The sequence below is a fragment of the Sphingomonas sp. Leaf25 genome (genome assembly GCF_001421635.1).
Lineage (GTDB): Bacteria > Pseudomonadota > Alphaproteobacteria > Sphingomonadales > Sphingomonadaceae > Sphingomonas.
Genome location: NZ_LMKU01000029.1, coordinates 138973 through 162896, shown reverse-complemented (window position 1 = coordinate 162896; position 23924 = coordinate 138973). Strand labels below are relative to the sequence as shown.

The following is a 23924-nucleotide window of genomic DNA, read 5'->3' as shown; positions in this document are numbered from 1 at the left end:
CGCCTGCGCGCGGGCGATGCCATGCGACTGGACCGCCGCGAACTGCGCGTCGAAGCTTTCGAGCCCCTGACCCAGCGTCTCGAACATCGCCTCGCCGTCACGCTGCCGTTCGGCCAGCCGCTCGCCGATCGCGTCGGACACTGCCTGCGCGCGGGCGATGCCCTGCGTTTCGACGGCGGCGAACCGCTCGTCGAACGCGCCGAGGCCGGTCTGCAACGTCGCCAGCAGCGCCTCGCTGTCGCGTCGCCGCTCGTCGATCTGCCCGGCCAGCGTGCGGATCGCCCCGTCGATCTGGCCCATGCGCTCGGCGAGCTGGTCGGCCCCCTCGCGCCCGGCGCGCTCGATCGCCGCGCCATTGGCCTCGATCATCGCGATCGTCGCATCGCCCTGCGCGGTGATCGCTTTGCGTGATTCGTCGATCGCATTGGCCGCCCGGTCGAGCACCTCGTCGATCGCGCCCGACATGGTGCCGATGACCGATTCGAGCCGCGTGCCGGCACTCTCGCTGGTGGCTTCCATCCGTGCGATATGCGCTGCCAGCCGCTGCGCCGCGCCGCCCGCGACCTCGTCTGCGTCGCGGCCGCGTTGCGCCACCGCCGCCAGCGCGGCGTCGAGCGCGGCGATCCGTTCGCTGGCGGCGAGACCGGTCGCCTCCAGCCGCTGCGAGATCGATTCGGTTTCGGCATGCGCGCGCGGCAACGTGTCGAGCAGCGTGCCCAGCCGGTGCTCGGCATGCGTCGCCGCGAGGGTCAGCGCCTCGGTCGTCATGTCGATCGCCGCGACCTGCTCGGCGATGCCGGCACGGACGCCGCGCAGCCGGTCGGTCGCGCCTTCGCCCAGCATCATCAACTGCCCGGTATGCTCGGCCAGTTCGCTGCGCGATTCGGCGATGCTGCGGCGGACGGTCGCCACGACCTGTTCCAGCGCCAGCGCCTCGCTCCGCATCGCCTGCGCGGTGGCGGTGAAGCGGCGCGCCTCCGACCGGCTGCCCTGACGCAGCAACAGCCACACGATCCCGATCAGCAGCGGCGGCACGCACAGCGCGGCGACGAACGACGAGAGTTCGACCGGCTGCAACCGCCCGAGCGTCGCTCCGGCCCACACCAGCATGCCGCCGACCCATGCGATGACCGCAACCATCGCCAGCGTCGGCGCGATCCATTCGCGCGGCATGGGTTCAGGCTCCAGCGGCGCTTCGGCCAGCCAGTGCGGTGCTTCGTCCTGCTCGACGAACCTGTCGTCGTCGGCGTCGTGGTGCGAGTGTTCCCGCAGCCCGCTAATCGTGCCCCCGTTCATATGCAGGCGCTTATCATGATCGATCGGGGCAGGACAGATGCCGTAACGTTCGCTTAACCTTCGGCGCTTACGCTTTTCGCATGGTCTATGATCCCGGGGCGATCGACGCGACACTGGCGGCAGCGGTGGGGGACGAACCCTCGCTGATCGCCGAATTGCGCGGTGCGTTTCTGGACAGCACCCACCGCGCGCTTGCCGCGCTGGAGGCGGCCGGCGCCGACGAATGGGCAAATGCCGCCTTTCGTTTGAAGGGCTTGGCCGCCAGTTTCGGGGCGGTGCAGTTGATGACGCTCGCCGGGGAAGCCGCCGGCCATCCGCCTGGGGACGCCGCGATGCTGCGTCGCCTCAACCGCGCCGTCGCCCAGCTCTGAGCTCCGCTACCGCATGTACAGCCGCCAGTGCGACCCCGACACCGCCGTCGGGTCGCCCCGCGCGATCTCGCGATAACGTCGGCCACACAGGATGACCGCATCGGGAAAGGCGGCATCGCCATCGCGCTCGACGAATCGATATGGCGCGGCGGGGCAGGGGGCGTTGACGATCTCCAGGGGATAGCGCCGCTGCCGCGCCGCGACGGACAGGATCGCCGAGGATCGCGGATACTCGATCGACACCATCGTGCCCGTGGGGCTTCGCGCCGCCAACGCATCGAGCGCGCGTCCCGGATCGCCACGCAGATTGCCCGCCAGTTGCCGGTCGCGCACCGCCGCGCCGACGACGAAGCTCACCCCGATCGCGATCGTGACCGCCCGCCACTCCCGCCCGGCGGACCAGCCCCGCGGCAAGGCGATCGCCGCCCACAGCAGCAACGGCGGCAACGCCACGACATAATAGCGCGCCGCGCCGCTGTTCGGCAGTCCGAGCAGCGCGACCGCCAACGGCAGCAGCCCGGCGGCGATCACCGCCAGCAGGCCGATCCGGTCCGCCACGATCCGCCCGAACCCGGCGAGCAGCAGGACCATGGCGGACAGCCCCAGCGTCCAGCCGAAAAGCTGGTCCAGCCCGCTTGCCCAGCGCGCCCAGTCATGCGCCTCGCGACTGCCGAACCGGAACCCTGCCGGATCCGCCCACACTGCCGCCCATGCCAGCGCCGCGAACAGCCCCACGGCGACCACCGTCGGCGCGAACAGGCGAACCAGCTCGCCGGTCGTCGTCCGCAGGCCGGCGGACCGCAGCCGAACGGTCGCCACCCACACCACCAGCGATGCGAGCGCGAACACCATCGTCGCCTGCGCCATGCACCCGAGCAGGGCAGCGAGGGCGAGCGCCGTCGCCGGCAACGGTGCGGTGGGCTTCGCCAGCCAGCGATCGACGACATGGATCGCGCATCCCCATGCGAACAGCATCGGCGCATAGCCCCGCGCTTCCGAACCATAGGCGACGAGGAAGGGGGCGAAGGCGAAACCGATCGCCGCGAGGATCGCGCTCGCGCCGCCACGCCGCCCGGCAATCACCGCCACCAACGGGATCAGCGCGGTCCCCGCCGCGATCGACAGCGCGCGCTGGACCAACGGCGATGCGCCGGGACCGACCCATTGCAGCCACAAGCTGTTCAGATGATGGTTGTTGTCGTGGTTGATCGACAGGAACACGCCCGCCGGGGTCGCGACCTCGTGCGCGAACACCGCCGACCATGCCTCGTCGAGCCACAATGCCCCTCGCGCCGCGACGCAGCGCAGGATCAGCCCGCCCAGCGTGATCGCTACGACGGCAAGGACCGTCGGGTCGTGCCATCGTCTGGCCATTTCGTCTGCCCCCGCACGCCCGCCTGTTCCCACTGGCTCCTAGCCGGTGGGCGAGACAGGGGGAAGCGGCGCTTCAGCGGGCATAGGCGTCGATCAGCGACCCGACATAATCGGGATGGGCGCTGCTCAACCCGGCGGCGGGGCTGGGGCCATAGATGAAGCCATGGGTCGGATATTCCGAACTGCCCAGACCCTGCGTATCGCGATACCACACCTTCACCCGCGTCCAGTCGCCATTGCGCGATACGTCGAACACGGTGACGTCCTGCTCCACGCCGCCGCGCACGCCGTTGATCCGCGACCAGTTGGCATGGGTGACCATCGCGACGCGCGGATCAACCACCCGGCTGATGACGAGGACATGGCCCAGCGGCAGGCGCGACGTCTTGGCGAAGGCGAGCACCGCGCCGACCTTCGGCTGCTGACCACGCGGATAGCGGCCCGCCGCTTGATCCCACCATGTCCACGCATCGCCGTAAATCTGCACCCCCGACGCGGCGCGGGCGAAGGGCACGCATTGCCCGACGTAATTGAGCAGCGACCTGGCTTCCAGCGGGATGCTGGCGGCACCGGCAAAGGCAAGGAGCAGGGCGCCCCGGATAAGCGAACCAACCATGGCCGTGATGCTGCGCCGGGGAAGATGGCTATTGGGTGTGCGATTTTGGTTAAGAACCGCTTGCCGTACGGTGCCGCGCCGAACCGCCCGGGATGAGCGATGAAACGTGGGTCAGCCACGCAGCGCGCGGCGCGCATCGGCGCGCGCGTCGAGCAGAGCCCACAGGCCCCGGTGCTGGGCGAGCAGTTGCTGCATGCCAAAGGTCATCGCGCGGACCATCGGCGCTTCGCCGTCGATCGCCTCGATCATCCGTACGGTCTCGGAGCAGGTCGGCAGGTCGAGCGGGGCGGGGGCGATGTCGAGCCGCGCCGCCGCCATGTCGAGCGGCCGACGGATCGCCGGCCAGTCGAGCACCAGCGCCACTGCCGCGCCCAGCGCGCAGCCGGGCCGGACCGATGCCCCGAGCAGGTCGATCGCATGACGCTGCGCGGTCATCGCCGCTTCGGCGGCGGCCTGCCCCGGCGTGCCCGGCGGCGGCCCGGCGGCGGCGGCGAGCCGGATCAGATAGGCGCGTTCACCGGCAAAGGCGGCGGCGGCGGTTCGCAGCCATGGGCGGATATGCGGATCGTCGATGCCGTTCATCGCCTGGTCGACGAGCCCAGGATGTCGGGCATGGAGCGCGCCCAGTTGATGCAGCGCATCGGCCAGATCGTGGAGCGGGCGATCGTTCAGCGCGAGCCGGGTAAGGTAGGCATGGGCGGCGCTACCGTCGTGTTCGACGATGCGGGCAAGGCCAATCCCCGGACCGGGCGCCACCCTATCGCTTGCCGCCCCCGTCACTGCCGCGTCCCCCGTGCTGCCACGGGTATTCCCCGCAGCCACGGTAATGACGGCGAAGCATGACGCAAACGTCCAGAGACACGGTTAGCGAGTCGTTAACCGTCGCCCCGGCAAGTCCTTGCCGGGGCAAAACGGCCTTATTGGTCGAGGAACGACCGCATCTTGCGGCTGCGGCTCGGGTGCTTGAGCTTGCGCAGCGCCTTCGCCTCGATCTGGCGGATGCGTTCGCGGGTCACGCTGAACTGCTGGCCGACTTCTTCCAGCGTATGATCGGTGTTCATGCCGATGCCGAAGCGCATGCGCAGCACCCGCTCCTCGCGCGGCGTGAGCGAGGCCAGCACCCGCGTCACGGTTTCCTTCAGGTTAGCCTGAATCGCCGCATCAACGGGGATGATCGCGTTCTTGTCCTCGATGAAGTCACCGAGGTGCGAATCCTCCTCGTCGCCGATCGGCGTTTCGAGGCTGATCGGCTCCTTGGCGATCTTCATCACCTTGCGCACCTTCTCCAGCGGCATCGAGAGGCGCTCGGCCATCTCTTCCGGGGTCGGTTCGCGGCCCTGTTCATGCAGGAACTGGCGGCTGGTGCGCACCAGCTTGTTGATCGTCTCGATCATATGCACCGGGATACGGATGGTGCGCGCCTGATCGGCAATCGAGCGGGTGATCGCCTGCCGGATCCACCACGTCGCATAGGTGCTGAACTTGTAGCCGCGGCGATATTCGAACTTGTCGACCGCCTTCATCAGCCCGATGTTGCCCTCCTGGATCAGATCGAGGAACTGCAACCCGCGATTAGTGTATTTTTTGGCGATCGAGATGACGAGGCGCAGGTTCGCCTCGACCATTTCCTTCTTGGCGATCCGCGCCTCGCGTTCGCCCTTCTGCACCATGTTGACGATGCGGCGGAATTCGCCCAGCGCCATGCCGGTCTGTTGCGCGATCTCGGCGATCTCGGTGCGGATGCGATCGGCGGCGGCGGATTCGTTCTCGACGAACGCCTTCCACTTCTTGTCGAGCTTCGCGACCGAAGCCAGCCACTGCTCGTCCAGCTCATGATCGACATAGCTGTCGAGGAACGCCTTGCGCGGCACCTTGTGACGCTCGGCGAGGCGCAGCATCTGCCCGCCCAGCGCGGTCAGGCGACGGTTATAGGCATAGAGCTGGTCGACGAGATATTCGATCTTCGCCTGATGGAACTGCACGCTCTCGACCTCGGCGGTTAGTTCTTCGCGCAGCTTCTGGTACTTACGTTCCTCGGCGGTGGTGAGGCCATCGCCGGTCGCCATCGCGTCGAGACGCTGCGACTGCATCTTCGAGAATTTCTTGAAGATGGCGGTGATGTTGGCGAACTTCTCCAGCGCCTGCGGCTTGAGCTGCTCTTCCATCTGCGCGAGACTGAGGGTGTTATCCTCGTCATCGTCGTCGCTCGGACGCGGCGTGCGGCGCTCGCCGTCCTCGTCCTCGTCGGCTGATGCTTCCTCGGGCTCTTCCTCTTCCTTGAAAGTGGGCCCTGCGTTCTTCGACGAAATTTCGCCGTTGTCGTCGGCATCCTCGTCGTCCGACAGCGATTCCGGCGCCGGGTCCTTCGAGAGCATCGCGTCGAGATCGAGAATCTCGCGGAGCTGCATCGTGCCTTCGTTGAGCGCGGTCGACCAGCCGATGATCGCGTTGAACGTGATCGGCGATTCGCACAGGCCGAAGATCATCGTGTCGCGACCGGCCTCGATCCGCTTTGCGATGGCGATCTCGCCCTCGCGGCTGAGCAGTTCGACCGCGCCCATCTCGCGCAGGTACATCCGCACCGGATCATCGGTGCGGTCGACGGTTTCCTTCTTCTTGACCGGCTCGTACGCGGCGGCGGCATCGTCCTGATCGGTCGTTGCCTCTTCGTCGCTCTCTTCGTCCTGCTTGGCGCGTTCGTCGGTTTCGCCGTCCTCGCCCGCGTCCTCGTTCTCGACGACGTTGACGCCCATGTCGTTCAGCGCCGACATGATGTCCTCGATCTGCTCCGAGGTCATCTGATCCTGCGGCAGCATTTCGTTGAGCTGGTCGACGGTGATGTAGCCGCGCTTCTTGGCGCGGGCGACCAGCTTCTTGATCGACCCTTCGTTCAGGTCGATCAGCGGCGCGTCGCCCGTTTCGATCGTGTCGTCGCCGCCACCATTCGCCTTGGCCATCAATAACCCTCAAAGAAAATCAAGCGGCACCGGAAACCCGCACCGTATTTTACCCGTCGTCTTCGTCCGCCGCCGCGCGATTTGCAAGTCGCGAGCACGCCTTTGGCGGCGTTCGTCGGATCGTCGGGCTTCGCTAAGCCGGCGATATGGGAGCAGCCCCGCCCCGGATCAAGCGGCCTCGTCCAGCTCGTCCATCCAGTCGCGAATCCGCGCCTGCACCGCCGCATGGTCGGACCGCGCCTGCTGATAATCGGCGAAGGTCCGCTCGGTCGTGTCGTTGCGGCAACGTTCGCGCGCGGCATTTTCTGCGCGGTGCGAGGCATGTTCCTCGACCAATATGTGGATCACGCGCAGCAGATCGGTCTGCGCCACCGCCGGATCGATCCCGCGCTGCCAGAAGCTGAACGCAAGGTCGGTTTCCTTGTTGCGGCGCGCGATGTCGACCAGTTGGCGGTCGACGGCGACAGTATCGGCCAGCAGGCTCTCGCACAGATCGTCGCGATAGATCGCGAGGTCGATCAGGTGATCGCGCCAGCGCCGGAGCGTCCCGTTGACGATCGGCAGTTGCGCGATCAGCTCGCAATGCCGGGTCAGCACCGCGACATGCTGCATCAACCCCATCAGGACCGCGCGCTGGAACGCGAAGACCAGATCGACCCGCTGCACCTCGGCCGCAGCCGCCATGTCGTTGGCGACGATCCGCAGCCGCCGGTCCTTGGCCCCGAACAGCGCGAAGAACTGGTCCTTGAAGGTGCGGAAATATTCGCGGCGGATGCCTTCGTGACCGATCGTCCCGGCAAGTCGCGCCAATTCATGCTCGAACGCGGCGCGCTCGTCGGGCCCCGCATTCGCCGGCAGGCTGGCCAACTCCATCCGCCACAGGAAGTCCGAGAGCGATTCGCGGGTGGCGATCAGGTCCTCGAACGCCTGGGCACCTTCGGCCCGTACCAGATCGTCGGGGTCCATGCCGTTCGGGATGGTGACGATCGCGATGCTCTTGCCCGGCGTCAGCAGCGGCAGCGCGCGTTCGGCGGCGCGGCGCGCGGCCTTGATCCCCGCCGCATCGCCGTCGAAGCACAGGATCGGGCAGTCAGCCATCCGCCACAGCCGTTCGAGCTGATGCTCGGTCAGCGCGGTGCCGAGCGGGGCAACGACCTCGTCGAACCCGGCCTGCGCCAGCGCGATGACGTCCATATAGCCCTCGACAGCGATGACACGCCTAGCCTTGCGCGCGGCGGCCTGTGCCCGGTCGATGTTGTAGAGCGTGCGCCCCTTGTCGAAGAGCGGCGTCTCGGGCGAGTTCAGATATTTGGGTTCGCCGTCGCCGAGGATGCGCCCGCCGAACGCGACCGTGCGACCGCGCGCATCGCGGATCGGGATCATCAGCCGACCCCGGAACCGGTCGTACGGCTCCTTGCCCTCGACCGAGATCAGCATGCCCGATTCGACGAGCATCGGATCGCCGTAGGACGCCAGCGCGGCCTTGAGCTTGCCCCGCGAATCCGGGGCATAGCCGATGCCGAAGGTGCGGGCCGTCTCGGGCTTGATGCCGCGTTTGGCGAGCGCATCGCGGGCGATGCCGCCTTCGTCGGTCAGGCGGTCGACGAACCAGCCTTGCGCGTCGGCCATCAGCTCGTGCAGGCCCTTGGCCCGCTCGGCTGCCCTTGCCGACTGCGCGTCCTGCGCGGGCATCTCCATGCCGGCGGCGGCGACCAGTTCCTTCACCGCATCGATGAAGGGCAGGCCGCGCTGGTCGGTCATCCAGCGGATCGCATCGCCGTGCGCCCCGCAGCCGAAACAGTGATAGAAGCCCTTGTCGTCGTTGACCCAGAAGCTCGGCGTCTTCTCGGTATGGAACGGGCAGCACGCCTTGTGCTCGTTGCCCGAGCGCTGGAGCTTGACCGACTTCGCCACCAGCGCCGACAGCGTGGTACGTGCCCGAAGTTCGTCGAGAAATTGGGGCGAAAGAGTCATGCGGCCATATGCGCCAACCGGAACGTATTGGGCAATACGTTCCGTATCGGTTCCTTACGCCAGCGCCGACTTCACCGCCGCGCTGGCCTTGCTCATGTCGAGCTGCGAACCGTGACGCGCTTTCAGTTCGGCCATTACCCGGCCCATGTCCTTCATGCCGGTAGCGCCGAGGTCGCCCTTGATGGCCTCGATCGCGGCGGCGGTGGCTTCGGCGTCCATCTGCGCGGGCAGGAAGCGTTCGATCACCGCGACTTCGCGGCCCTCGGCGGCGGCGAGTTCGGGACGGTTGCCCTGTTCGTACATCTCGATCGATTCCCGGCGCTGCTTGACCATCTTTTGCAGCACCTCGACGACCAGCGTGTCGTCGTCGGCGGGGGCGCCGCCAGTGCGCGCCTCGATGTCGCGGTTCTTGATCGCCGACTGGATCAGGCGGATCGTGCCGGTCGTCTCCTTGTCGCCGCCCTTCATGGCGGTGACGAGCGCGTCCTTGATGGTATCGCGAATCATGGGGTGTCCGATATGGTTCGTTGCGGTCAAGCGGACGCCCTTAGCCGCAATCGATCCGCGATCACAGGATTGACGGCGGGCCGCCATGCCACTAGCCGCCACGGCTTAGCGACATCATCAGACAAACCCAGGAGTGCCCGCCTATCATGGCCGACGCCAAGCCATTCGCCATGCCCGAAGGAGCGACCGGAGTATTGGTCCTCGCGACCGGCGATGTCCTGTGGGGACGTGGGTTCGGGGCCGAAGGCGCGGCGGTCGGCGAGGTGTGCTTCCACACCGCGATGACCGGCTATCAGGAGATCATGACCGATCCGTCGTTCGCCGGACAGGTCATCACCTTCACCTTTCCGCACATCGGCAACACCGGCACCAACGTCGACGATGTCGAGGCGAACGATCCCCACGCGCTGGGCATGATCGTGCGCGAGGACGTGACCGCGCCGTCGAACTTCCGCGCGACCGAGCATCTGGCGGCGTGGATGGCGCGGCACAACCGCATCGGCCTGTCGGGCATCGACACGCGGGCGCTGACCCGTCGCATCCGTCAGGCCGGCGCGCCGAACGGCGTCATCGCCCATTCGGCCACCGGTGACTTCGACATCCCGGCGCTGCTGGAACAGGCACGCGGCTGGCCGGGGCTGGAAGGGATGGACCTTGCCAAGACCGTGTCGTGCGAGACGCATTACGGCTGGCAGGGCGGTGCTTGGCATCTCGGCAAGGGCTATGACGACAGCACCACGCCGGCGAACGCCGAACCGGTGGCGGATACCCGCCGCCCGCATGTCGTGGCGATCGATTACGGCAGCAAGCGCAACATCTTCCGCAACCTCGTTCATGCCGGTGCCGAAGTCACCGTGCTGCCTGCCACCGCGACCTATGACGAGGTGATGGCGGCGAATCCCGACGGCATCTTCCTGTCGAACGGTCCAGGCGATCCCGCCGCGACCGGCACCTATGCCGTGCCGGTGATCCGCCAGTTGCTTGACACCGGCAAGCCGCTGTTCGGCATCTGCCTCGGCCACCAGTTGCTCGGGCTGGCATTGGGCGCGACGACGACCAAGATGCACCAGGGCCATCGCGGCGCGAACCATCCGGTCAAGCGCCTGTCCGACGGCGCGGTCGAGATCACCAGCATGAACCACGGCTTCGCGGTCGAGCGCGACAGTCTACCCGAAGGCGTGCGCGAGACGCATGTGTCGCTGTTCGACGGGTCGAACGCCGGGCTGGAACTGGCCGATGGTCGCGCGTTCTCGGTCCAGTACCACCCCGAGGCATCGCCGGGGCCGCAGGACAGCTTCTATCTGTTCGAGCGGTTCGTGGGGATGATGAAAGCGTGAAGCGGATCGGCTTCATCTTTTTGACAGGTCTTGCGGCGGGTAGCTGTTTCCAGGCTACTCCCCCCAAGACCAGAGCAGAAGCGATCGAGGCGATAGCAGCACGCTGCAACCTTCCGAACGGGACATTGACCCTGACCGGTCCCGAAGAGCTACGTTTTCAGCCGCCCGCAGACGCAAAATACGAGTCTATCGATTGCGCTCTGATGGAACTCAAGAAGCTGAAATTTCCAATGAAGATGGGTTTCGTCGGTAACGAAGCCTTTGCGCCGGAAGCAAAATAACATGCCCAAACGCACCGACATTTCGTCCATCCTCGTCATCGGCGCGGGGCCGATCGTTATCGGCCAGGCTTGCGAGTTCGATTATTCGGGCGTGCAGGCGATCAAGGCGTTGAAGGAGGAGGGCTATCGCATCGTCCTCGTCAACTCCAACCCCGCGACGATCATGACCGATCCCGATCTGGCCGACGCGACCTATGTCGAGCCGATTACGCCGGCGGTGGTCGCCAAGATCATCGAGAAGGAGCGCCCCGATGCGGTGCTGCCGACGATGGGCGGGCAGACGGCGCTCAACACCGCGCTGGCGCTAGCGAACGATGGCACGCTCGAAAAATTCGGCGTGACGATGATCGGTGCTGATGCCGAGGCGATCGACAAGGCCGAGGATCGCCAGAAGTTCAAGGTGGCGATGGAGAAGATCGGGCTGGAATCGGCCCGCAGCCACATCGCCCATACCGAGGCGGAAGCGCTTGCCGGCCTCGATCATGTCGGGCTGCCCGCGATCATCCGCCCGTCGTTCACGCTGGGCGGCACCGGCGGCGGCGTGGCGTACAACCGCGACGAGTTCCTCAAGATCGTCCGCGAGGGCCTCGATGCCTCGCCGACCACCGAGGTGCTGATCGAGGAATCGCTGCTCGGCTGGAAGGAATATGAGATGGAAGTCGTGCGCGACCGCGCCGACAACGCCATCATCGTCTGCTCGATCGAGAATATCGATCCGATGGGCGTCCACACCGGCGATTCGATCACCGTCGCGCCCGCGCTGACGCTGACCGACAAGGAATATCAGATCATGCGCAACGCATCGATCGCGGTACTCCGCGAAATCGGTGTGGAAACCGGGGGTTCGAACGTCCAGTTCGCGGTCAATCCGAAGGACGGCCGCCTGATCGTTATCGAGATGAACCCGCGCGTGTCGCGCTCTTCGGCGCTGGCGTCGAAGGCGACCGGCTTCCCGATCGCCAAGGTCGCCGCCAAGCTCGCGGTCGGCTATACGCTCGACGAGATCACCAACGACATTACCGGCGCGACGCCGGCGTCGTTCGAGCCGACGATCGACTATGTCGTCACCAAGATTCCGCGCTTCGCCTTTGAGAAGTTCAAGGGCTCGCAGGCGGTGCTGTCGACCGCGATGAAGTCCGTCGGCGAAGTGATGGCGATCGGCCGCAACATCCATGAATCGTTGCAAAAGGCGCTACGTGGGCTGGAAACCGGGCTGTCGGGCTTCAACGGCGTCGAACGGCTGATCGGCGCGCCGAAGGCAGAGATCGAGGCGGCGCTGGCGATCGCCTCGCCCGACCGGCTGCTGGTGGCGGCGCAGGCGCTGCGCGAAGGCTTCACGGTCGCCGAAATCCACGCCATCGCCAAGTACGATCCGTGGTTCCTCGAACGCATCGCCGAGATCGTCGCCGCCGAAACCGAAGTCTGCACCAATGGCTTGCCGCAGGATGCCGCAGGCATGCGCCGGCTGAAGTCGATGGGGTTCAGCGACAAGCGCCTTGCGTGGCTGGCACTGCAATCGGCGAACCTGCGCGGCATGGAGCGCGGTATCGCCCGTGGGTCGGGCCTGATCCACGAGGTCGTCAAGATGATGACCGGCGGCGTCACCGAGGAAGAGGTGCGCCAGCATCGCCACAAGCTGGGCGTGCGACCGGTGTTCAAGCGGATCGACACCTGCGCCGCCGAGTTCGAGGCGAAGACGCCGTATATGTATTCGACCTATGAGGCACCGACCTTCGGTGAACCCGAGGACGAGAGCCAGCCGTCGGACCGCCGCAAGATCGTGATCCTGGGCGGCGGGCCGAACCGGATCGGGCAGGGGATCGAGTTCGATTACTGCTGCTGCCATGCCTGTTTCGCGCTCAGCGATGCCGGGTATGAGACGATCATGGTCAACTGCAACCCGGAGACGGTGTCGACCGATTACGACACGTCGGACCGGCTGTACTTCGAGCCGCTGACCGCCGAGGACGTGCTGGAGATTCTGCATGTCGAGGCATCGAAGGGCGAGCTGGTCGGGGTGATCGTGCAGTTCGGCGGGCAGACGCCGCTGAACCTCGCCCGCGCGCTGGAGGCCGCCGGCATCCCGATCCTGGGCACCACCCCCGATTCGATCGATCTGGCCGAGGATCGCGAGCGCTTCGCCGATCTGGTCACGCGGCTGGGGCTGCTCCAGCCGGCCAACGGCCTCGCGCGCAGCCGCGACGAGGCGGCGACGATTGCCGAGCGGATCGGCTATCCGGTGCTGATGCGCCCCAGCTATGTGCTGGGTGGCCGGGCGATGGAGATCGTCGATTCGCTCCAGCAGCTCGACAATTATATCCAGACCGCGGTGCAGGTGTCGGGCGACTCACCCGTCCTGATCGACCAGTATCTGCGCGACGCGATCGAGGTCGATGTCGATGCGGTGGCGGACGGCGACGACGTGGTCGTGGCCGGCGTGCTCCAGCATATCGAGGAAGCCGGCGTCCATTCGGGCGACAGCGCGTGTTCGATGCCGCCCTATTCGCTCGGGGACGACATCATCGCCGAGATCGAGCGGCAGACGGTGGCACTGGCCAAGGCGCTGAACGTCAAGGGACTAATGAACATCCAGTTCGCGGTGAAGGACAGCAACGTCTATCTGATCGAGGTCAATCCGCGCGCCAGCCGCACGGTGCCGTTCGTCGCCAAGGCGATCGGCACCCCGGTCGCCAAGATCGCCGCACGGGTGATGGCGGGCGAGAAGCTGGCCGCATTGCCGGTGATCGACCGCCACATCGATCATGTCGCGGTCAAGGAAGCGGTGTTCCCATGGGGCCGCTTCCCCGGGGTCGATCCGGTGCTGAGCCCGGAGATGAAGTCGACCGGCGAAGTGATGGGCATCGACCTGGATTTCGCCACCGCCTTCGCCAAGGCGCAGATGGGCGCGAGCATCGTCCTGCCCCGCACCGGCACGGTATTCGTATCGGTCAAGGACGGTGACAAGCCGGTCATCCTGCCCGGCGTGGAGTTGCTGGTACGGATGGGGTTCGCGATCGTCGCGACCGGCGGCACCGCCGATTATCTGGAAGCGCAGGGCGTGCCGGTCGAGCGGGTCAACAAGGTGGCGCAGGGTCGGCCGCATATCGTCGACCGCATCTTCGACGGCGACATCGCGATGATCTTCAACACCACCGAGGGGTGGCAGTCGTTGAAGGATTCCGAATCGATCCGTGCATCGGCCCAGTCGCAGAAGGTGCCGTATTTCACCACGGCCCCGGCAAGCGTCGCGGTGGCACGCGCGATCGAGGCATTGGCGAGCCGATCCCTTGAAGTGCGTCCGCTCCAGTCCTATTATTCGCAATCGCACAACTGATCCCCGGCAAGCGACGAGAGATTGCGTGCGGGCGGGCCGGCAACGGCCCGTTCGTGCGAACGGGGTACATGACGGAAAAGGGACGCGCGCGCGATGGCGACGGTCGATAAGATGCCGATGTTGCAGGAGGGCTATGACCGCCTGACGGTTCACCTGAAGCAGTTGAAGGTGGAGCGACCGCAGATCATCGACGCGATCGAGGAAGCGCGCGCCCACGGCGATCTGTCCGAAAACGCCGAATATCATGCCGCCAAGGAACGCCAGGGCCAGATCGAGGCGTCGATCGCCGACATCGAGGACAAGCTGACCCGGGCGCAGGTGATCGACCCGCGCGACCTGTCGGGCGACAAGGTGGTGTTCGGTGCGACCGTGACGATGACCGACGAGGACGACAAGCCGGTCCGCTACCAGATCGTCGGCCAGACCGAGGCGGATGCCAAGTCGGGCCGCATCTCGTACAACTCGCCGCTCGGCCGCGCGCTCATCGGGCGCAAGGTCGATGACGAGGTCGAGGTGACGGTGCCGTCGGGCGATCGTTATTATCTGATCTCGAAAATCGAGTTCATCTAACCTCCGTGTTCGAGCGGCGCCCGACCCGCACGGTCTGGACGATCGTCGCGATCGTCGCGCTGGCGGGTGCGCTGTTGATCGTGACCGGCCGGATCGACTGGGCGGCGGTGATCGGCGGGTTCATTCCGGCCCGGATCGGGATCGATCCGGCGCTGGTCGCCGGGCTGCCGCTGGCGCCGGTGTGGATTACGCTGCTGAGCGCGACGCTGATCCACGATGGCTGGGCGCATCTCGGCTTCAATCTGTTTTCGGTGTTGGTCGTGGCGACGCCGACGCAGCGTGCTGTCGGTACGCGCGGGTTGGTCGTGTTGTGGCTGGTCGGTGCCTATGCCGCCGCCGCCGCGCAATGGGCGGTCGACCCGGCATCGACGGTTCCGGCGATCGGGGCGAGCGGGGCGATCTCGGCACTCATCGGCGCCTATGCGCTGCTGTTCGGGCAGGGCAAGGCCAAGGCGATCGGGCCGGTGCCCGCGCACGTCGCCCACGCGCTGTGGCTGGGGGCCGGCTGGACGATGCTGAACCTGCTGATCGGCTGGGCCAGTGCGCAGGGCGGCGCGCCGATCGGCTGGGCCGCGCATATCGGCGGGTTCGTCGCCGGCATGGTCTTGCTCCGCCCGCTGCTGAAATGGCGCTGGCGGGCGAAGGGCGTGGTCGGCGGCTGATCCCCGGCGGCGTCGCCGGGGACCGTACCGGTCAGGCCGAGGGCAGTTCGGGTTCGAGCAGGCGGTGGAGATGGACCACCACATATTTCATCTCGGCATCGTCGACCGTGCGCTGCGCGGCGGCGCGCCATGCCTTTTCGGCACTGGCATAGTCGCCGAACACGCCGACGACGTCGATCGCCTTGAGATCGGCGAAGTCGAGCGTGCGCGGATCGCTGACACGACCGCCGAAGACGAGGTGGAGTTTGCTCATGGTCATCTCGCAACTGCAAAAAGGAAACGCCCCATCCGCATAGCGGACGGGGCGTAGCCTTCAACCCATAAGTTGGGACGGAATCAGCCCTTGACGGCTGCCTTGCCGCTATCGGTCGCGGCCTGCACTACGGTGCCGAACGCCGAGCGGAGCTGTTCCTTCGCCCCGTCCTTGCTGGGCAGCGCGGCGGCGAGCTGTTCCTTGCCGACGTCGCGCGCGGTGGCGGCAGCGGCGGTAGCGGCGGCAGACAGGCGCTTGCCGAGCGGGCCGAGCACCTTGGCTTCCTGCGCCGACTTCGGGATCAGCGCACCGGCGAGCGCGCCGAGCGCGAGACCACCGGCCAGCACGGCCAGCGGGTTGGCGTCGATACCGTCCGACGCGCGCTGCGCGGCATCATGCGCGGCATCGCTAGTGACATGCGCGGCGTGCGACGCCTTGTCCTTGACCGTGTCGGCGGTCGTGGCGGCCTTTTCCTTCAGCGTGTCGATGGTCGATTGGGTCGAATGATCGGTCATGGTGCGGTTCCTTGTACGGGAGCAGGCAGGACGGGGGGACGGGGCTTTGGCCTGCGGAACAGCCGCCGCAGCCGCTTGCGGGCGAGGAAGGCGACGAGCGTCGTGGCGATACCGGCGGCGACCGCCGGGCGTTCGCGGACGATCGCCACGCCTTCTTCCGCACGGTCGCGCAGATCGTCGGCAACGCCGCCGGCGATCGTCGCCGGGGCCAGCCGGTGTTTCGCTTCGGCAAAACTGGCTTTCAGCCTGGCACGCTTGACGAGAACGTCGGCGCGGGCGGCGGCGAGCGAAGGCGTGGTCATAGCTCGTCTCCCAGTGGCGCGATGACGCGGCGAACCCGGCCCATCGCCATCCGCGCCATCAGCGCCGCGACCAGCAGCGCGACGACGACGACGATCAGCGTCGCCCAGCCCGGCCCGACGAGCGTCGCCAGCGTCAGGATCAGCCCGACCAGCAACGCGGTGAGCGCCGCCAGCGCAACCAGCGCCGCGCCGACTCCCAGGCCGGCGGCGATGCCGGCCTGCGCACCGCGCGTCGTCGCCACGCTTTTCCACAGCGTGAACTCCGCCTGAGCATAGGCCTTGCCGTCGCTGACGACCCGGCTGATGACGGTGCCGAGACCCTCGTCCCCCATCTTCGGATCAGACCTTGCTGATCGGGTCGATGGGGGTGGCCGGCGTGTCGACGCCCGCCTTCACGATGCGGGCAAGCACGAAGCCGAGCGCGGCGGCGGTGCCGATCGCGATGGCCGGGCTCTTGCGCACGAAGTCGCGCGCGTCCTCCAGCAGTTCGTCGACTTCCTTGCCGCGCAGATTGTCGGAAAAGCCCGAGATCGCCTGTGCCGCCGAACGGGCATATTGGCCGTACTGCTCGCCCAGCTTCTCATCGACGGTGCCGGCGGCATCGTCCATCATCTTCGAGAATTCGTCGAGCGCGCTGGTCGCGCGCAGCTTGCCCTCATCGGCGAGGCCGCGTGCCTTTTCGGTGGCCTTGGCCGACAATTTGCCGGCTTCGTCCTTCAACGTCGCCTTGGTGCCGCTGGCAGTCGCGCCGATGTCCGACGACAGCGGTTCGACCGAGGCCGGCGTGAAGGTCGTCGGCGTGACGGCAGGCTCCGCCAGATCGGCGTTGAATTCGACAGCGGTGTCGTTGGTCGTCGGCGTGTCCGTGGTGCCCGGAGTCCGATTAAAGTCGGTCATAACGAATCCTTTCATCGTTTCGCCACCAAAACCATGCGGATAGCCCTAGGGTTCCACGCAGCCTCGCAGGATTTGCCGAGCGGCGGTGCAGCCGATAGAGAGCGCCGCGACAGAGCCCGAACCCGACCATAAAAGGAGTCGTTACGTGACCGCAATCATTCAGGTCCATGGCCGCCAGATCCTCGACAGCCGCGGCAACCCGACCGTCGAGGTCGATGTGCTGCTGGAGGATGGCAGCTTCGGCCGCGCGGCGGTCCCTTCGGGCGCGTCGACCGGGGCGCACGAAGCGGTCGAGAAGCGCGACGGCGACAAGTCGGTCTATCTGGGCAAGGGCGTGCTGGCGGCGATCGAGGCGGTCAACGGCGACATCGCCGAAGCGGTGCTGGGCATGGATGCCGAGGACCAGAGCGACATCGACACCGCGATGATCCAGCTCGACGGCACCGAGAACAAGGGCCGGCTGGGCGCGAACGCGATCCTCGGCGTCAGCCTTGCGGTCGCCAAGGCGGCGGCGGATGCCCGCGGGCTGCCGTTGTATCGCTATGTCGGCGGCGTCTCGGCGCATCTGCTGCCCGTGCCGATGATGAACATCATCAATGGCGGCGAGCATGCCGACAACCCGATCGATTTCCAGGAATTCATGGTGATGCCGGTCGGTGCCGACAGCATCGCCGAGGCGGTGCGCTGCGGCTCGGAAATCTTCCACACGCTCAAGAAGGGCCTGTCGGAAAAGGGCCTGTCGACCTCGGTCGGTGATGAGGGCGGCTTCGCGCCGGCGCTCAACAGCACGATCGATGCGCTCGACTTCATCATGGCGAGCATCGAGCGTGCCGGCTACAAGCCCGGCGAGGACGTGATGCTGGCGCTCGACTGCGCGGCGACCGAGTTCTTCAAGAACGGCCGCTACGAGATGGTCGGCGAGGGCAAGTCGCTGTCGCCGCACGAAATGGCCGATTATCTGGCCGACCTCGCCGCGCGCTATCCGATCCTGTCGATCGAGGACGGCATGGGCGAGGATGATTTCGAGGGCTGGAAGGCGCTGACCGACAAGATCGGCGACAAGGTCCAGTTGGTCGGCGACGATCTGTTCGTGACCAACCCGAAGCGCCTCGCGATGGGGCTGGAACAGGGCCTCGCCAACTCGCTGCTAGTGAAGGTCAACCAGATCGGTACGCTCAGTGAAACGCTGGAGGCGGTGAACCTCGCGCACCGCAACCGCTACACCGCCGTCATGTCGCATCGCTCGGGCGAAACCGAGGATTCGACGATCGCCGACCTCGCCGTCGCGACCAACTGCGGCCAGATCAAGACCGGCTCGCTCGCCCGCTCGGACCGGCTCGCCAAGTACAACCAGCTCATCCGTATCGAGGAAGAACTGGCCGGCGCGGCGCGCTATGCCGGGCGTTCGATCCTGCGCTGAGCGACGTTCGATTTGCGGCAGGAAGGGGGCACCGGTTTCGACCGGTGCCTTTTTTCATGGGCGACGGCCCGACATCGCTTCGTATCCGATTCGGGATTGCGGCGGTGGGATCGGGCAGTAGGCATGATGCCATGCGCATGCTTCCCTTCGCCGTCGCCGCAACATTGGCTGGTCTGCTGGCCGCCGTCCCGCCAGCGGCACGCGCGGCAGAGCGATGCAGCTTGCCCGACGGCTGGACCGACGTGGTGCGGCGTGATCCGCGCTATGTCGTGTTCGGAGAGATACACGGAACCCGGCAGTCGCCGGCGTTCATCGGCAATCTCGCCTGTGCCCTTGCAGCGCGCGGTGAGCGGGTTCTGGTCGCGGTGGAACTGGGATCACCCTATGACGCCGCGTTCCAGGCCGCGTGGCGGTTGCCGCCGACACGGTTTCCCGCAGCCTTGCTGAAGGAGGGCTGGGCCGGCCGGAACGACGGGGTCGGCAGTGTCGCGATGCGCGACATGCTGGTCCGGCTCCACGCGCTCAAAAGTGCTGGCAGGCCGATCGCCCTGGTCGCGTTCAACGGTGCGCGCGATGCGGCGCAACAGGCGAAGTTCGCCGACCAGCCGGGGCAGGGGCCGCACGAGGCGGCGCAGGCCGAGAACATCCGCAACGCCGCCGTCGCCGGACGCTACGACCGCGTGCTGGTGCTGGTCGGGAACCTGCATGCGCGCAAGCAACCGATCGAGCGCGGGGCGGTGATCTTTCGGCCGATGGCGATGCAGCTCGCACCTGCAAGCGAGGTCGTCTCGCTGAACATGGCGAGTGCCGGCGGATCGACATGGACTTGCGAATTGCGCGCCGGTGTCAAGTTCGAACCCGGCAAGCCTATAGCGAAAGACGCGATCGAATGTGCTGGCCACCCGGTCCGGAGCGATGCGGCGATCGAACGCACGCCGTTCGTGACGCTCCAACTATTGCCGGGGACGCAGCGCGATCCGGCCTATGACGGCAGCTTCTGGCTGGGCGCGGTCAGCGCGTCGTCGCCCGCACTTCCCGAACGCTGACCACGTCGGTCGAGGTCGCTCGGTTCCCGGAACGGCGCGAGCCGCGTTCGGGGTACTGCACCGGTCAGAACAACCGTCCGCCGTCGGGTACGCGGTGGTCGGGGGCGAACAATACCACCGCGCCCGCCTCATCCGGGAAGCCCAGCGTCAGTACCTCCGACACGAACTTGCCGATCTGACGCGGCGGGAAGTTGACGACCGCCGCGACCTGCCGTCCGACTAACCCCTCGCAGTCGTAATGTTCGGTGATCTGCGCGCTCGACCGCTTCACCCCGATCACCGGACCGAAATCGATCGACAGCTTGATCGCGGGCTTGCGCGCTTGCGGATAGGGTTCGGCGGCGACGATCGTGCCGACGCGGATGTCGATTTTCAGGAACGTGTCGAAATCGGTCGGATCGGTCAGCGTCGCGGGATCGTGCAGCAGGTGCATGGCGTGTCTTTCAGGCAGCCGGCGCCGCTTGCGCGCGCCGGTGGGATGGCCGAAACAGGCCCCATGCCGCGTTCCTCGCCCCTTCGCCAGATGCTTGCCCGCGCGGGATGGCCCGCGCTCGTCATCCTCGTCATCGGCTTCTTCGCCTATCATGCCATCCTCGGGCCGAACGGCGTCCTTGCCTACCGCGACTATCAGCGCAAACTGGCGCAGCGATCGCTGCAATATGCCTGTCTCGACAAGGTGCGATCGGAAATGCGCAACCGGGTGGAACTGCTCGACCCGCGCCATGCCGATCCCGACATGGTCGACGAACTGGTACGGCGGAAGCTGAACGTCGCCCACCCCGACGAATTCATCGTGCCCATCGGCAAGGAACAGGCGGCGCGCACCCGTTGCGGAATCCGTATCGATGAATGAATCCGGTACGGATTGCCGGCGGTTCGGTTGCGCATGGTCGCAAATCGGGCCATAGGCGCGGCTCCAACCCATCCTTTCAGGAACGAGGCATCCGAACCGTGGCAAAAGCACCGGCGCAAGGCCGCACCAGCGAACCCGTCAGTCCCAATCGCGAACGGCCGGGGGAGCCAAAGCGGTACGAAGCGTCGAAGGAAGAACTGCTCGCCTTCTACAAGGAAATGCTGCTGATCCGGCGTTTCGAGGAGAAGGCCGGCCAGTTGTACGGCCTTGGCCTGATCGGTGGCTTCTGCCACCTCTACATCGGGCAGGAAGCCGTTGCCGTCGGCCTGCAGTCGGCGCTCGAAGTCGGCAAGGATTCGGTCATCACCGGCTACCGCGATCATGGCCACATGCTCGCCTATGGCATCGATCCCAAGGTCATTATGGCCGAGCTGACCGGGCGCGAAGCCGGCATCAGCCGCGGCAAGGGCGGGTCGATGCACATGTTCTCGACCGAGCATAAATTCTACGGCGGCCACGGCATCGTCGGCGCGCAGGTGTCGCTCGGCGCAGGGCTGGCGTTCGGGCACAAGTACGCCGACGATGGTGGCGTCTGCATGGCCTATTTCGGCGATGGCGCCGCGAACCAGGGCCAGGTGTACGAATCGTTCAACATGGCCGAGCTGTGGAAGCTCCCGATCATCTTCGTGATCGAGAACAACCAGTATGCCATGGGCACCAGCGTCAATCGCGCATCGGCCGAGGATCAGCTCTACAAGCGTGGCGAAAGCTTCCGCATTCCGGGCATCCAGGTCGACGGCATGGACGTGCTGGCGTGCCGCGGCGCGGCCGAAACCGCACTGGAATGGGTGCGTGCCGGCAAGGGTCCGGTCATCCTCGAGATGAAGACCTATCGCTATCGCGGCCATTCGATGTCCGATCCGGCCAAATATCGCAGCCGCGACGAAGTGCAGGCGATGCGCGACAATTCGGACCCGATCGAGGGGCTGAAGCGCGAGCTGGCCGCCGCCGGCGTCGAGGAAGCCGAACTGAAGACGATCGAGGCCGACATCCGCAAGCGGGTGGCCGAAGCCGCCGACTTCGCCGAAAGCGCGCCGGAACCGAACCCGGAAGAACTGTACACCGACGTCCTGGTGGAGAGCTACTGAGATGCCGATCGAACTGAAGATGCCAGCATTGTCGCCGACGATGGAAGAGGGCACGCTGGCCAAGTGGCTGGTCAAGGAAGGCGATACCGTCAAGTCCGGCGACATCATGGCCGAGATCGAGACCGACAAGGCGACGATGGAATTCGAGGCGGTCGACGAAGGCACGATCGCGCAGATCCTGATCGCCGAAGGCACCGATAACGTGAAGGTCGGCGCGGTCATCGCGATCCTCGCCGCCGAGGGCGAGGACGTCGACGCGGCGAAGTCGTCGGGCGGTGGCGAGGCGCGCTCGGGCGAGGCGGTCGCCGCCGAACCCAAGGCCGAGACGAAGAACGACGACAAGGCTCCGCCCGCGCCCGAAGGTACGACGGAGCAGCACGCCGAAACTGGCGCGCGCCAGTTGTTCGACGCCGCCGATCAGGAAGGCGAAACCGCGCCCGAGATCCCGGAAGGGACCGAGATGGTCAAGACCACGGTCCGCGACGCGCTGCGCGACGCGATGGCCGAGGAAATGCGGGCCGACGACCGCGTGTTCGTGATGGGCGAGGAAGTCGCCGAATATCAGGGCGCGTACAAGGTCACGCAGGGGCTGCTCGCCGAATTCGGCCCGCGCCGCGTCATCGACACGCCGATCACCGAATACGGCTTTGCCGGCATCGGCACCGGCGCGGCGATGGGTGGTCTGCGTCCGGTCATCGAGTTCATGACCTTTAACTTCGCCATGCAGGCGATCGATCACATCATCAATTCGGCGGCCAAGACCAACTACATGTCGGGCGGGCAGATGCGTTGCCCGATCGTGTTCCGTGGTCCCAACGGCGCGGCCAGCCGCGTCGGTGCGCAGCACAGCCAGAACTATGCGCCGTGGTACGCATCGGTCCCCGGGCTGATCGTGATCGCGCCCTATGACGCCGCCGATGCGAAGGGGCTGCTCAAGGCCGCGATCCGCTCGACCGATCCGGTCGTGTTCCTCGAGAACGAGCTGATGTACGGCCGGTCGTTCGACGTGCCCAAGCTCGACGATTTCGTGCTGCCGATCGGCAAGGCGCGGATCATGAAGCCCGGCAAGGACGTGACGATCGTCAGCTATTCGATCGGCGTCGGCCTTGCGCTCGAAGCCGCCGAAAAGCTGGCGGGCGAGGGCATCGACGCGGAGGTCATCGACCTGCGCACGCTGCGTCCGCTCGATACCAAGACGGTGCTGAAGTCGCTCAAGAAGACCAATCGCATCGTCGTGGTCGAGGAAGGCTGGCCGACCTGTTCGATCGCGGCGGAAATCGCCGCCGTCGTGATGGAAGAGGGTTTCGACGACCTCGACGCGCCGGTGCTGCGCGTGGCCAACGAGGACGTGCCGCTGCCCTATGCCGCCAACCTCGAGAAGCTGGCGCTCATCACCAGCGACAAGGTGGTCGCGGCGGTGAAGAAGGTGACGTACCGCTAAGGCGGTCGATCCCGCCGATCCGAAAGGCTCCCCGGTCACGACGACCGGGGGGCCTTTTTCATGTCGCGGAATAGAGGTCGCAGAAATATTGCCGCGCGGGGGGCGATGGATTGTAGATCTGCGAGAAGTCGCGCCGGTCGCGCACGACATAGGACGCGGTGTAGCGGATCCGCGCTGCCTTGGCCCCGCCCGGCAGCCATGCGGCGACGACGACGGGTTTATAGTCATAGACGATTTCAATGACCATCACGCCCGATCCGACCGGCGAGTTCACCTTCGACCCCGTCTCACCCATGCCGGTCGGCTGGTTCACCCCCCCGTTCCACCAGTTGGTGCCGGTGCCGTCGTCACGATCCATCGTACCGAGGGTGCGGTCGTAGGTCGAATCATAGCCGGCACCGCCCTTCATCCCCAGGCAGCGTTGCCAGTGGAGATATTGCACCCCGGCCACCGCCTGTTCCAGACTGGAGATGGTGATCCGCCCGCGCTGGGTGAGTTCCAGCCGCTTGCCCTGTTCGGCGGCGGCGATCAGCACGTCGTTGATGTCGATCTCGCGCAACTGCTTGGTATTGTCGTTGTTGAGCGATCCGACGCGCGAGGCGTTGTCGGCGAGGTTCAGCGCGATCTGGCTGACGCGCAGGTTGGCGATCGCCAGATTGGCGGTTTCGGTGGCATAGAGGCCGATGCCGAGGACCAACGGCAGCCCGAAGGCGAACTCGAGCAGCGCGACACCACGCGAATCGCGTCGCAGCCGCATACCCCGTTCGTGC

At 66.4% G+C, this 23924-nt stretch carries 24 protein-coding genes and 1 pseudogene; 11 read left to right on the top strand and 14 right to left on the bottom strand.

The features are described from left to right. A pseudogene (locus tag ASE78_RS18980) lies at positions 1-1296 on the bottom strand (hypothetical protein); the annotation flags it as partial. A gap of 80 nt (positions 1297-1376) precedes the next feature. Here ASE78_RS18980 and ASE78_RS12440 point away from each other — a divergent pair. Further along, on the top strand, positions 1377-1667 hold the full coding sequence (locus tag ASE78_RS12440; protein ID WP_055760123.1) for a hypothetical protein: 291 nt from the start codon (positions 1377-1379) through the stop codon (positions 1665-1667). A gap of 6 nt (positions 1668-1673) precedes the next feature. On the opposite strand, the gene ASE78_RS12435 is transcribed toward ASE78_RS12440, so the two are convergent. The 6 genes from ASE78_RS12435 to ASE78_RS12410 all read right to left on the bottom strand — a co-directional run bounded on the left by ASE78_RS12435 (position 1674) and on the right by ASE78_RS12410 (position 9095). Continuing rightward, positions 1674-3041, bottom strand: coding sequence for a hypothetical protein (locus ASE78_RS12435; protein WP_056497661.1), 1368 nt, complete (start codon positions 3039-3041; stop codon positions 1674-1676). Between the two features lie 73 nt (positions 3042-3114). Further along, positions 3115-3657, bottom strand: a complete 543-nt coding sequence (locus tag ASE78_RS12430) for a CHAP domain-containing protein (protein ID WP_055760129.1) — start codon at positions 3655-3657, stop codon at positions 3115-3117. 111 nt (positions 3658-3768) lie between these two features. After that, positions 3769-4413, bottom strand: coding sequence for a DUF6975 family protein (locus ASE78_RS12425; RefSeq protein WP_056497659.1), 645 nt, complete (start codon positions 4411-4413; stop codon positions 3769-3771). A gap of 161 nt (positions 4414-4574) precedes the next feature. Further along, positions 4575-6614 (bottom strand): RNA polymerase sigma factor RpoD, encoded by a 2040-nt coding sequence (gene rpoD / locus ASE78_RS12420; protein WP_055760135.1) that lies wholly within the window; start codon positions 6612-6614, stop codon positions 4575-4577. 168 nt (positions 6615-6782) lie between these two features. Next, complete coding sequence (dnaG, locus tag ASE78_RS12415; RefSeq protein WP_056497657.1) at positions 6783-8588, bottom strand: DNA primase; 1806 nt, start codon at positions 8586-8588, stop codon at positions 6783-6785. A gap of 54 nt (positions 8589-8642) precedes the next feature. After that, positions 8643-9095: a GatB/YqeY domain-containing protein gene (locus ASE78_RS12410; RefSeq protein WP_056497654.1), complete on the bottom strand. Its 453-nt coding sequence runs from the start codon at positions 9093-9095 to the stop codon at positions 8643-8645. A gap of 146 nt (positions 9096-9241) precedes the next feature. On the opposite strand from ASE78_RS12410, the gene carA reads away from it, so the two are divergent. The 5 genes from carA (at position 9242) to ASE78_RS12390 (ending at position 15279) form a co-directional block, all read left to right on the top strand. Then, positions 9242-10432, top strand: a complete 1191-nt coding sequence (gene carA / locus ASE78_RS12405) for a glutamine-hydrolyzing carbamoyl-phosphate synthase small subunit (protein ID WP_056497651.1) — start codon at positions 9242-9244, stop codon at positions 10430-10432. Further along, entirely contained in the window at positions 10429-10713 is a 285-nt protein-coding gene (locus ASE78_RS18755) for a hypothetical protein (RefSeq protein WP_156349135.1), read from the top strand. Before carA ends, ASE78_RS18755 begins: the two co-directional genes overlap by 4 nt. 1 nt (position 10714) lies before the next feature. Further along, the gene (gene carB, locus ASE78_RS12400) at positions 10715-14047 is read left to right on the top strand and encodes a carbamoyl-phosphate synthase large subunit (protein ID WP_056497649.1); all 3333 of its coding nucleotides are present in this window, start codon (positions 10715-10717) and stop codon (positions 14045-14047) included. A 93-nt stretch (positions 14048-14140) separates the two neighbouring features. Beyond that, positions 14141-14617: a transcription elongation factor GreA gene (gene greA / locus ASE78_RS12395; protein ID WP_055760147.1), complete on the top strand. Its 477-nt coding sequence runs from the start codon at positions 14141-14143 to the stop codon at positions 14615-14617. A gap of 5 nt (positions 14618-14622) precedes the next feature. Continuing rightward, positions 14623-15279 (top strand): rhomboid family intramembrane serine protease, encoded by a 657-nt coding sequence (locus tag ASE78_RS12390; protein WP_235515046.1) that lies wholly within the window; start codon positions 14623-14625, stop codon positions 15277-15279. 31 nt (positions 15280-15310) lie between these two features. Here the strand turns inward: ASE78_RS12390 and ASE78_RS12385 are convergent, their stop codons facing one another. The 5 genes from ASE78_RS12385 to ASE78_RS12365 all read right to left on the bottom strand — a co-directional run bounded on the left by ASE78_RS12385 (position 15311) and on the right by ASE78_RS12365 (position 17246). After that, positions 15311-15532, bottom strand: coding sequence for a DUF4170 domain-containing protein (locus ASE78_RS12385; protein WP_055760580.1), 222 nt, complete (start codon positions 15530-15532; stop codon positions 15311-15313). Between the two features lie 83 nt (positions 15533-15615). After that, entirely contained in the window at positions 15616-16047 is a 432-nt protein-coding gene (locus ASE78_RS12380) for a DUF883 family protein (RefSeq protein WP_055760150.1), read from the bottom strand. Next, on the bottom strand, positions 16044-16349 hold the full coding sequence (locus ASE78_RS12375; protein WP_056497648.1) for a hypothetical protein: 306 nt from the start codon (positions 16347-16349) through the stop codon (positions 16044-16046). Before ASE78_RS12375 ends, ASE78_RS12380 begins: the two co-directional genes overlap by 4 nt. Further along, positions 16346-16681, bottom strand: a complete 336-nt coding sequence (locus ASE78_RS12370; protein ID WP_056497645.1) for a phage holin family protein — start codon at positions 16679-16681, stop codon at positions 16346-16348. Before ASE78_RS12370 ends, ASE78_RS12375 begins: the two co-directional genes overlap by 4 nt. Positions 16682-16688: 7 nt before the next feature. Continuing rightward, the gene (locus tag ASE78_RS12365) at positions 16689-17246 is read right to left on the bottom strand and encodes a hypothetical protein (protein ID WP_156349136.1); all 558 of its coding nucleotides are present in this window, start codon (positions 17244-17246) and stop codon (positions 16689-16691) included. Positions 17247-17391: 145 nt separating this feature from the next. Here ASE78_RS12365 and eno point away from each other — a divergent pair, with 145 nt between their 5' ends. Both eno and ASE78_RS12355 read left to right on the top strand, forming a co-directional pair. Further along, positions 17392-18666 carry a phosphopyruvate hydratase gene (eno, locus tag ASE78_RS12360; protein ID WP_055760159.1) on the top strand — a complete coding sequence of 425 codons (1275 nt, stop codon included), beginning with the start codon at positions 17392-17394 and terminating at the stop codon, positions 18664-18666. 131 nt (positions 18667-18797) lie between these two features. Further along, positions 18798-19712 (top strand): hypothetical protein, encoded by a 915-nt coding sequence (locus ASE78_RS12355; RefSeq protein WP_056497643.1) that lies wholly within the window; start codon positions 18798-18800, stop codon positions 19710-19712. Positions 19713-19776: 64 nt separating this feature from the next. On the opposite strand, the gene ASE78_RS12350 is transcribed toward ASE78_RS12355, so the two are convergent. Further along, entirely contained in the window at positions 19777-20145 is a 369-nt protein-coding gene (locus ASE78_RS12350) for a tRNA-binding protein (protein WP_056497641.1), read from the bottom strand. A 63-nt stretch (positions 20146-20208) separates the two neighbouring features. On the opposite strand from ASE78_RS12350, the gene ASE78_RS12345 reads away from it, so the two are divergent. The 3 genes from ASE78_RS12345 (at position 20209) to ASE78_RS12335 (ending at position 23154) form a co-directional block, all read left to right on the top strand. After that, a complete protein-coding gene (locus ASE78_RS12345) occupies positions 20209-20565 on the top strand; it encodes an FtsB family cell division protein (RefSeq protein WP_056497640.1) in 357 nt (118 codons plus the stop codon). A gap of 98 nt (positions 20566-20663) precedes the next feature. Beyond that, positions 20664-21713, top strand: coding sequence for a pyruvate dehydrogenase (acetyl-transferring) E1 component subunit alpha (pdhA, locus tag ASE78_RS12340; RefSeq protein WP_055760168.1), 1050 nt, complete (start codon positions 20664-20666; stop codon positions 21711-21713). A 1-nt stretch (position 21714) separates the two neighbouring features. Continuing rightward, a complete protein-coding gene (locus tag ASE78_RS12335) occupies positions 21715-23154 on the top strand; it encodes a pyruvate dehydrogenase complex E1 component subunit beta (protein ID WP_055760171.1) in 1440 nt (479 codons plus the stop codon). Between the two features lie 58 nt (positions 23155-23212). Here ASE78_RS12335 and ASE78_RS12330 read toward each other — a convergent pair whose 3' ends face one another. Continuing rightward, positions 23213-23911, bottom strand: coding sequence for a TadE/TadG family type IV pilus assembly protein (locus ASE78_RS12330; RefSeq protein WP_055760590.1), 699 nt, complete (start codon positions 23909-23911; stop codon positions 23213-23215). Positions 23912-23924 lie beyond the last annotated feature (13 nt).